The organism is Tepidanaerobacter sp. EBM-38 (assembly GCA_001896545.1).
In the GTDB taxonomy this organism is placed as follows: domain Bacteria; phylum Bacillota; class Thermosediminibacteria; order Thermosediminibacterales; family Tepidanaerobacteraceae; genus Tepidanaerobacter.
On sequence record MPOT01000046.1, the window covers coordinates 1 to 6,910 of the forward strand.

General features: G+C 38.2%; 7 protein-coding genes and 1 pseudogene. All 8 read right to left on the minus strand.

What is annotated here, in order from left to right; genetic code table 11:
* Positions 1 to 167: 167 nt before the first annotated feature.
* Positions 168 to 1,880: a methyl-accepting chemotaxis protein gene (locus tag BUC45_RS05220; protein ID WP_296970813.1), complete on the minus strand. Its 1,713-nt coding sequence runs from the start codon at positions 1,878 to 1,880 to the stop codon at positions 168 to 170.
* Positions 1,881 to 2,037: 157 nt separating this feature from the next.
* Positions 2,038 to 2,160 (minus strand): hypothetical protein, encoded by a 123-nt coding sequence (locus BUC45_RS11985; protein WP_366749768.1) that lies wholly within the window; start codon positions 2,158 to 2,160, stop codon positions 2,038 to 2,040.
* Positions 2,115 to 2,258, minus strand: coding sequence for a hypothetical protein (locus BUC45_RS05225; RefSeq protein ID WP_296970814.1), 144 nt, complete (start codon positions 2,256 to 2,258; stop codon positions 2,115 to 2,117). The genes BUC45_RS11985 and BUC45_RS05225 overlap by 46 nt, the downstream gene beginning before the upstream one ends.
* A gap of 53 nt (positions 2,259 to 2,311) precedes the next feature.
* Positions 2,312 to 2,926: a hypothetical protein gene (locus BUC45_RS05230; protein WP_296970815.1), complete on the minus strand. Its 615-nt coding sequence runs from the start codon at positions 2,924 to 2,926 to the stop codon at positions 2,312 to 2,314.
* A 439-nt stretch (positions 2,927 to 3,365) separates the two neighbouring features.
* Positions 3,366 to 3,650: pseudogene (locus tag BUC45_RS05235) on the minus strand (transposase); the annotation flags it as partial.
* Between the two features lie 91 nt (positions 3,651 to 3,741).
* Entirely contained in the window at positions 3,742 to 4,020 is a 279-nt protein-coding gene (locus BUC45_RS05240) for an NUDIX domain-containing protein (RefSeq protein WP_296970818.1), read from the minus strand.
* Between the two features lie 155 nt (positions 4,021 to 4,175).
* Positions 4,176 to 5,918 carry a stalk domain-containing protein gene (locus tag BUC45_RS05245; RefSeq protein WP_296970816.1) on the minus strand — a complete coding sequence of 581 codons (1,743 nt, stop codon included), beginning with the start codon at positions 5,916 to 5,918 and terminating at the stop codon, positions 4,176 to 4,178.
* A gap of 317 nt (positions 5,919 to 6,235) precedes the next feature.
* On the minus strand, positions 6,236 to 6,394 hold the full coding sequence (locus BUC45_RS05250) for a hypothetical protein (RefSeq protein WP_296970817.1): 159 nt from the start codon (positions 6,392 to 6,394) through the stop codon (positions 6,236 to 6,238).
* Positions 6,395 to 6,910 lie beyond the last annotated feature (516 nt).

Consider the following 6,910-nt stretch of genomic DNA (forward strand, 5'->3'; position numbering starts at 1 on the left):
ATAATGTATAATCCTTGCTTTCTATGTATACATCTATCTTGCCGTAAAGTCCTAGGTCAAAATCTGCATCGACTTACCTCTTATTCATACGCTCATATGACCTTTTATCTTTTTTGCTCCGTCATGCTTTTATGTACATAGCTTCTAAATCTAATTTCCTAGCTACACTATATTTTAAACTTTAAAATGGTATTTTGTAGATCCTGAGCTAATTGTGATAGATCTCCGCTAGAGCTTGCGATCTCCTCCATTGATGCAGCTTGTTCTTCCATAGATGCTGTTACTTCTTGGGTAGCTGCAGAATTCTCCTCTGCAATGGAAGATAGATTTTCTAAAGTAGACATTATCTCATTTTTCATATCATACATTTCTTCCCCTGAGGCTTTTAATCTTTCTATGGCCTTTTGAGATTCTTTCATTGCTTCTTCGATTAGCTTATAGTTATTCTTGTTCTTTATAACACTTTGGGTCTGCTCATTTGTGATTTCAGATACCCTTTTCATAGTATCTACAGCATTTTTTGCATTCAATTGTAATTCATTGACGATTTGTTCAATGATATGGGTTGAATTTGCCGATTGCTCAGCCATTTTTCTAATTTCATCCGCTACAACTGCAAAGCCTTTTCCCGCTTCCCCTGCCCTGGCTGCTTCAATAGCAGCGTTCAGCGCTAATAAATTGGTTTGGTTTGCAATAGAAGCAATAAAATTACTAGCCTCACTTATTTTATCAGAGCTCTCATTTGTTTTTAGGATTACATCGGAAATCTTTTTATTAGCAATATTATTTTCATCTGTAACTCTGGAAAGATTTTCAATTTCAACGAGACCTTCATTTACAATTTGTGTGACGTTGCTCACAGTATTGTTTATATTTTTTGTATATTCTATGTCAGTATCTATAATCTCTCCCAATAGCACCGCTTTAGAAGCACCTTCCTCAGTATTCTTGGCTTGATCCGATGCTCCGTTGGCAATCTCTTCTACGGTTCTTGAAATTTCCTCCACTGCAGTTGCTGATTCTTGGGATACTGCTGTAAATTCCTGTGATGCTGCTGCCATTTGTTCAGAAGAATCACTGATTTTACCGATAATATCCCTAAAGCTGTCAGTAATACTATGTAATGCATGAGCCAAATCTCCAAATTCGTCTTTCCGATTTAAATCTCTTTGGGATACATCCTTTGTAAGGTTTAAATTTTCAAGTTCTTTTGAATATTCCACTGCATTTTTAATGGGTTTTGAAATACTGTTTGATAATAATAATCCGCATATAAGGATTATCACAGCAAATCCCAAAAATATTATAATGCTTGTAGTCTTGAATTTGTTAAGTCCAAGATAAACGCTTTCAACATCATAATCAACCGCGATGAATCCTACAACATTTCCCTGATTATCCTTCAATGGATAATATGAACTAATAAATGACCCCCATCCTTCCTCGTGGTGAATCTTTTCATCTTTATAAACTTCCCCACTCCAAACCTTTTCAAAGGCAGGCATTGATTCTTCAGTATCGCCGATATGCGATATCTCCTCAATAGCGGAACCGTCAACTACATACATAAAATTACCGTCATCATTTTTTCTCATGGTGAATATGTATTTAGCTCCACTTATCTTTCTGATATATTCCAGATTTTGTCTCATTTGAATATAAGAAGGATTCTTTTCATCTTCTATTGTCTGCAATTTAACAAACTCGCCAACGTCTATTGCATTGCTAGCCTCTTCAACTGTTTCATATGCCCTATCTGATGCCTCTTTTGTTACCATCGCAGCACATTGCAAGTATAGTATAACCGACAGCAACGTAACTATGGATAATACAATAATTAAAAAAAACACGGTTATTTTTACTTTAATGCTTCTGCTCATGGACAATTTAGATTTTGATAGATTCTTCATAGCCATCCCCTTTATAAATTTATTTTTGAAAATAGTTACATTTTTCCCTTTCATATACATTATCGACAAATATCGTTAAAACTTTAATATTTGTAAAGACACGGGGACATTTCTGCTGTCTTGTTGGTCAACATAAAAGACAGGAGACGTTTCTCCTGTCTTGCTTAATGGGATTTAGCATAGCTACCATCTGCTCACGATTAATCAACACATCAGGTGCAAATTTATTGTCACCAACTCCGTTGACAATGCCTGATTTAAACCAAGCTCTTTAGCTATTTTAATATCCTCATTGTTTAATCTACACTTCTTTTTAGCTTCCTGCCAAAGTGCATCACTGTATGTCATACATATACTCCTCAATTCTATTTTTAGTTCATACATTTTTAATTACAATTTTCTTATATCCCCACAATCTCCATGATCCTTTTCTTCATTTTATAGCTATATTGCCTTTTCTCAAGCAATTGTAGAAGCGGTTCCCGGATCATCTCCTCGGGACATTTACCTAAACGTTTCAGTATTAACGAGTATAGTTGCCGTGTCGTGTTATTAGATGGTGTCCTGACAAGCTCATTCACATATGCTTCTATAGTATTTTGCTCTGATTCCTTTGTAGAAAGAGAATCCACTATGTTCATCCTTATGTAAACATCCTCAAGGCTCACTGCCGAATCCAAACTCATATAATAATTTATCAAACCTTCATATGCGTCCTTGTTTCCAATACGTACATACGTTGAAATCGACGATATCGCCTTATTGACGATCTCGTTATTCGAGTTGTATAAATATTTGATAATTTCATCGACGTTTTGATGCTTCATTTTCTCAAAAAGAATATAAGTATTAACATCCTCATCATCAGGAATTTCGATGATTTCAGGTTCTTCATATTGACTGCAAGCTTCTTTTCCTCCATCAAACCGCTTTTTCCGGTACATATCGTGACACTTTGAAAAATCATCATTTCCTATTATTTCATCTAGAAAAAGTTCAAATGCCTCATCATTCATGCATACCCCAAAATCTGTATTGAAATCTCTACTGTCTTGAAAAAAGCTGCTACAATTCTGGCAGATTTTATCCTGCTCCATAATAGTTCACTCTCCATATTCATAATGTTATGATAATAAATTCTTGCAGAGACACGGGGACATTTTATCTGTCTTGTTTGAGAGCATTTTTTATTACTCCCTTTCCCACACCCAACACCCGACCTAGCTTTAATTTGTTCATCAGATATCTTTTCACCGGTTTTGGTTAAAGAGTATCCTGGGATTGGCCTTCCTCCTACATTTTTGCAAGGAACAGATGAATCATTTTCTTCTCGTTCGCTTTTTTCTCTTGCTCAATTAGCATGATATGTGGACGAAGATAACCCGACAAAGTTCAGTATAAGAGATGCTCTATAAACTATACTTATCCACTTTAAAGCTATTTCAACTTTGTCGGCTACTGAGAGTTTATTCTATCCCTCCAGTCTTGCAATACTGCAAGCTCAAGTTCTTTTTCGCCTAATAGTTTCTTAAGTGTATTGTTTTCTTTGCTTATGGCCTCTAATCTATTTTCTATCTCCTGGATGCGCTTTGCTTCGCTTTTCGGTAATGGATTTACGGAGCCTCTTTTTTGAGCTTTTCTAATCCATGTATGAATAGTATTGGGTGAGATATTATGTTTACGAGCCACTAAGGCTACATTATAAGCTTCCTGGCATTCTTTGATTAGTTGTTCTTTAAATTCATTGGTATATTATTTTTTTGTCATTTAAGTTCAGCCCCATGTTTTTATATTAGCATATACAATTGTTTTGTCCAAGTTGGTTAGGGGGCTATAGAGATTCCTCCTTCACCTTTTTATCTATCAGAACATCTGTTGGTAAAAGGTCGTATTTTAGTAAATCATTTATTTTAACCCACTTGTACTTATCATGAACAGATACCCGAATTTTCCCATCAACTATAGTGCAATAATATGCAATTAGATTAATGTTCATATTACCGTAATCGTGGGTTACCTCATTACAAAATTTGCTGATAGAAACATTTATATTAAGCTCCTCTTTAAGCTCTCTAACAAGGCAATCTTGAGGGGTTTCGTTAACTTCAATTTTCCCACAACGAAAGAATCATCTAATAATATTATACCATAATATGAAAAGTCTGAATCAATGTTTAAGCAGATTTTTTTCAGTTTAACATATTATACTAAGTAAAACTGATACGCATGAAAAAAGAAGAACCAATCCCAAAAGGTCAGTTCTCCTTATCTGAGTTTCGACAAAATTCGGGTGGTGCCAGGCACCTTTACGCTAATCCACTCCGGGTAATAATTTCCGTAGTAACCGGGCCCACCTCTTAAGCCCCGCAAAATCTCTACCGCCTCTTCCGGCGCATTTATCGGCTGTAAGTAAAGCGACCCTTGGTCATAGCGCTCCAACCGCAGAAAGATAATTTCTTCCCCAGAGGGCGACGGGTTGGGAAAATAGTCGGCTGTATCGGCGGGCCCTGCTGTAACAGGTACGGCATTACCATCCTTGTTCAGCTTATAAATCCGCTGGTTAGGAACCAAAGTCCCCGGCAAGATTTCCGATAGGTATAAGGTCTCTGCTTCGGGGCCGCGGCAAAAGAGTAGTTCATTAGTTTTATTCGAAAGCCATATGGGTTGGGTATCCGCACAGCCCTTTTGACTGTAATCAGTAATCTTGCCGCTGATAAGATCAACTATTTCCAAGCGCTTGTTGAGCATAGCGTCCCGACCTCCGCCGGCAATATAAGCCAGCTTTGTGTTATCCGGAGAAAATGCCAGCCATTGGAGATACTTTAGACCGCCGCTCAAGTTAAGGGATTGGCCGGTTTTAACATTTAGCACGCCCGTTTCAACGCTATCGGCTGTGATGGAGCTGGAATTCACTCTAAGATGATAGGCAAGGTTACGACCGTCCGGTGACCATTTTAGACTAATAAAGGCCCAGCTATAAATGCCCTCAAGATCCATGGGCGCCTCATCCTTTAGAGTATAAAGCACAGTTTGCTCGCCGGTAAGGTTTACTTGCACCAGCGTGGGCGGTTGCTCCGCAGTGCGCGGGAAAGAAATAGTTATGCTTTCCCCGCCCGGATGCCAAGCCAAAGATGGAATCGTAATGGAGTCTTCTTCCAGCAAGGTATTGACTTTGATTCCTTCCGCTGTAATATCAGCATATCTAACAACGCCCGCCGGAATGTAGCCATCGGTGCTGTCTTTCATAACAGTATAGGCTATCCTGTCATCCTTAGGAGACCATAGCGGGTCACCGTAAATAGGCTCCGTATCCACCTGACTTGCAGCCTTTCCATCAGCCCGCACCACCCATAAATAAGCGGGTGCACTTTCGCTACTTGCATATTTATAGGAAAGCCATTCACCGTCGGCTGACCAGCCTATTAATTCCACATAGCCTGAGTCTGTAAGCTGCTTTGGTAGAACATCCCGTTTCCGTCCGTCAAGCAGCCACAAATTGCCTTTATCAGTATATGCTACTACAGCATTAAACGCCTCATCACTTACCCGTTCCGGCGGGGTGTGGCGCTCGCCTGTAATAATCTGAACCTGATAAGCACTATTATCCCAGGCCACAGTGACTCCTAAATTTTCCGCTACGAAGCGAAGCGGCACATAGAACGTGCCATTGATCAATCGAGGAGGTACTGGGATGAAAATTGGCTCGCCATTTTTGCGCACTTCTCCCGTAGAAGGCCTAAAGAAAATTGTGCGTCCGTTTTTTTGAATCCAGGTTGTCCCCTCAACCTCATTCCACTGAAAGCCGGCATTAAGATATGCAGCAAGCTCTTCTAATGATACTAAAATCGATCCATTGTCCCAGCAAAGGGGTGATGCCTGTGCCATAAGCTGACCGTCCACCATAAGCGTCGGTATCTTGACATCAGCTGTGGCAGGCAGTGTCGCCGACATCAATACCATAAGCCCTGCCAGCAAAGCGGCAAAGCTGCGCAATCTAGTTATTTTCATAGCAAATATACCTTCCTTTCTTAATTATAACTTATTTATACGGAAATACACTTAATATATTTAGACTCAATTCATAATTAAAAGTTCCGCATATTAAAAATTATTTTAGCTAATGTCCATTGAACAAATTCCAAGCGCCTTCTAACAACCGTAACAAGAGGGCTGTCCCATTGAGACGTAAGCGTAAAATCGGTCTGGTCCCCTATCTCTGGACAATATCTTTGTATTTCTCATAAAATCGTACTTTTGCATTAACTTTAATAATTGTTTAAAGCTTAAAGATTATGCTGTAAAAGGTTTGACCTTAACTTTATCATCTATAAATGCTGCATAAAACTTTCAAACTCGTTTTGACTGTAGCATTCATCCTTCAAGATGGAATATCGTGCCTTCAAGCTGCTGAGGTTACGTTTTGCTTCCTGGCATTCTTTAATTATTTGCTCTTTAAATTCTTCTGTATACTGTTTTCTTGTCATTTAAGCTAACCCCCTGTTTTTATACTATCAGATACAAAGATTTTCTCTAAGTTGGTTAGGGGGATATAGAGCGACGTTGTAAGGAATAAACTGTGAACTAGGAACTGTTATGTATAAGGTGGATGGATTCTCCCATATGGATATTTTTAAGTTTTGATAAAAGCCATAGGTTCTATCATCCTATGACTTTTATCTTACCCCAAACTTTGCCCACGAAGTTGAACTGGACACCTATTATTAATTCTAATTGCAATACCATGATTAATAAAAACATAACTCGCTTTCATTTCGATTTTAGAATAAGTAGAATGCTAATAATAATACTTAAAAAAGCACCAAATATAAACATCCATAAATCATATTCTGACATAAAACCAATAAAGTGATTAGTGTTTAAAAATTCGGGTGGTGCCAGGCACCTTTTCATGTAACCGCCCGTTTTCTAATAAGTTTAAATAACCGGGTTTTATATTAACCTGCATACTCTTCTTCTCCAAAAAGACTTTTTCAGCAAAA

Bases quoted from the DNA above. Each gene is read 5' to 3' on its own strand.
- BUC45_RS05220 (WP_296970813.1), bottom strand. From the start codon at position 1,880: ATGAGCAGAAGCATTAAAGTAAAAATAACCGTGTTTTTTTTAATTATT.
- BUC45_RS05225 (WP_296970814.1), bottom strand. From the start codon at position 2,258: ATGACATACAGTGATGCACTTTGGCAGGAAGCTAAAAAGAAGTGTAGA.
- BUC45_RS05230 (WP_296970815.1), bottom strand. From the start codon at position 2,926: ATGAATGATGAGGCATTTGAACTTTTTCTAGATGAAATAATAGGAAAT.
- BUC45_RS05245 (WP_296970816.1), bottom strand. From the start codon at position 5,918: ATGAAAATAACTAGATTGCGCAGCTTTGCCGCTTTGCTGGCAGGGCTT.
- BUC45_RS05250 (WP_296970817.1), bottom strand. From the start codon at position 6,394: ATGACAAGAAAACAGTATACAGAAGAATTTAAAGAGCAAATAATTAAA.